Origin of the sequence: Halomonas sp. 707D4, from assembly GCF_024158685.1 — a bacterium.
Taxonomy (GTDB): Bacteria; Pseudomonadota; Gammaproteobacteria; order Pseudomonadales; family Halomonadaceae; genus Vreelandella.
On the sequence record NZ_JAMZBD010000489.1, the window covers coordinates 1 to 2,242 of the forward strand.

Genomic DNA, 2,242 nt, shown 5'->3' on the forward strand with positions numbered 1-2,242 from the left:
CCATTCCGATCAACCGCTGGAGCGAGCCGGCGCTGGGGCTGATTCCCGCCGCCATGGCGGCGGACGTCACCAGCGGCAGCTGGACCTACACCGGCAACGAAGAGATCATCGTCACCACCCAGGTGATCGACGGCGAACGCATTCTCTACTCGTCGTCCAACATCTACTACATCAACAAGGGCGACCGGCGCCAGTACGCGCCCCAGCGGGTGTACACCCCCGTCGAGCCTTCCGTTCCGCTCACCAATACCTGGTAAGGTCATGCACGCACTCGTTTCCGGACTCTTCGACCTCTTTCCCCGCCGCCGCGCCCTGCTGGCGCTTTCGCTGCTCGGCACGCTGATGCTGAGCGGCTGCGCGAACAACCAGAGCCGCCCGCCGGAGCCCCCGCCGCCGGATCTTTCCCAACTGGCCCACGAGGCCGCCGCGCAGATGATGGCCGGCAACCCTGCCTTGACTCGCTACAGCCCGATGATCGCCGCCACCTTCGTGAGCATCGACAACCTCACCACCTCCTCCACCTTCGGGCGCATCAGCTCGGAGATCATGGCCTCGGCGCTGGCCCAGCAGGGCATGCAGGTACGCGAAGTGAAGATGCGCGACAGCATGTTCATCGAGGAGAACGTGGGCGAGCTGATCCTGTCGCGCCAGGTGCAAAGGCTCAGTTCTCAGAACAACGCCCGCTCGATCTTGATGGGCACCTACGCCCAGGGCCAGGACTACATCTACGTGAGCACCCGGGTGGTGCGCGCGGGGGATGCGATGGTGCTCGCCACGGCGGACTTCAAGCTCGCCATCGACAACAACGTGCTGAGCCTGCTCGAGGGGCAAGGTGGCTGGTGACACCGTATTGCGGGTAAGATGGCGCCTTTTCGAGGGCAGGAAACGGGCTTCCCATGACCCAACCCAGTAATGCAAGTCGCCTGATCATCGTGGCGGCAAGCCGAGTGATCAAGCTTGTCGCCAACATCACCAAGCTTTCGAGCTACGCATTCCATGCGCTGGCACCGAACAAGCGCTTCACCCTGCCCGCCTACGCGCCGCCGCTTCTGAAACCACGCGGCGAGGCGGCCATACCGCGCACGCTCTGGCAGACCAACTTCACCGACCGCGTCACCCTGCCGGTCTATCTGAACTACCTCTTCAACCGGTTGATGGCGCCACGCTTCGAGTACCGCTTCATGATCACCGAGGCGCGCCAGGCGTTCATCGCCCGTCACTTCGACACGCGCATCAACCAGAACTACGCCCGGCTGCAGATCGGGGCCGCCCAGGCGGACTTCTGGCGGCTGCTGGTGCTCTACCATCACGGCGGGGTCTACCTGGATATCGACGCCCATGCGGTCTGGCCGCTTGGCCGCGTGATCGGAAAAGAGACCCCGGAGCTCTTCGTGACCACACGGCGCGGCGAGATCAGCAACTACTTCATTGCAAGCAAGGCCAAAAACCCCAACCTGCTGACTCTGATCGACCAGGTCCAGCGCAATATCGAGGCGAACACCCTCACCAACGTGTTCGAGCTGACCGGCCCCGGCGTCTTCAACCAGCACCTGGCCCCCGCCACGGTGCCTACGGTGGCCTACCGCTACGCCTGCAACCAGGGAAGCTTCACCAACGAGCACTTTCAGTACATCGACAAGAAGGCGGGCAAGTGGACCAAGGAGCAGACGCGGGTGGCAGTGGTGGCGCCGAAGGGAGACGCATTCGAGGAGCCGGAACGGATGGAAAAGCGCGATACAGTACTCAAGTAGCGCCCTATCGCGATAGCAGCGCTTGCAACCAAATCTTACTCAATTGAGTGCCTGGACACGTTTCTTGTAAGCGCTGAAGCTACCCCACCAGACCGCAAGCCAGAAAGCGTAGAACATCGCCCCACTGTTGTGGGCCATGAAAGTCTGGGAAAGTCCGAAATCGATATAGGCCACTGGCAGCAGCGTGCCGGCCACGGCAAGCGAGCGCACCGTCAGGTCGGGATGCGAAAGCCCCGGCGCGAACAGGCGCATAGGCACCAGATAAAGCGCGAGCAAGATGACAAGGCCAATGAGTCCGCGCTTGGCGGTGGCATCGATGAAGTCGTTATGAGCGTGGCCGAATTCGGCGGCCACGGGCGAAATCACGCCGCGCTCCCCCAAGGCCTGCATCTGTTCGGCGTATCCGCTCTCCCCCCACCCCAGTATCGGCCGCTCGCCAATGAGCGAGGCGGCCCCGCGCCACATCTCGAAACGAAGTCCCAGCGAGGTAT

General features: G+C 62.9%; 3 protein-coding genes and 1 pseudogene. 3 read left to right on the forward strand and 1 reads right to left on the reverse strand.

Features of this window, described 5'->3' with window-relative positions:
- From BIS11_RS15630 to BIS11_RS15640, 3 genes and pseudogenes are all read left to right on the forward strand, one after another.
- Positions 1 to 257, forward strand: a pseudogene (locus BIS11_RS15630) (hypothetical protein); the annotation flags it as partial.
- Between the two features lie 4 nt (positions 258 to 261).
- On the forward strand, positions 262 to 843 hold the full coding sequence (locus tag BIS11_RS15635) for a FlgO family outer membrane protein (protein WP_253422133.1): 582 nt from the start codon (positions 262 to 264) through the stop codon (positions 841 to 843).
- 53 nt (positions 844 to 896) lie between these two features.
- Positions 897 to 1,751 (forward strand): glycosyltransferase family 32 protein, encoded by an 855-nt coding sequence (locus BIS11_RS15640; protein ID WP_253422130.1) that lies wholly within the window; start codon positions 897 to 899, stop codon positions 1,749 to 1,751.
- 39 nt (positions 1,752 to 1,790) lie between these two features.
- On the opposite strand, the gene BIS11_RS15645 is transcribed toward BIS11_RS15640, so the two are convergent.
- Positions 1,791 to 2,242, reverse strand: a 452-nt coding sequence (locus BIS11_RS15645) for an O-antigen ligase (RefSeq protein ID WP_253586497.1), incomplete at its 5' end; no start/stop codon positions are given.

What these genes read in the sequence shown, in the direction of transcription:
- BIS11_RS15635 (WP_253422133.1), top strand. Translation starts at nt 262, where the DNA reads ATGCACGCACTCGTTTCCGGACTCTTCGACCTCTTTCCCCGCCGCCGC.
- BIS11_RS15640 (WP_253422130.1), top strand. Translation starts at nt 897, where the DNA reads ATGACCCAACCCAGTAATGCAAGTCGCCTGATCATCGTGGCGGCAAGC.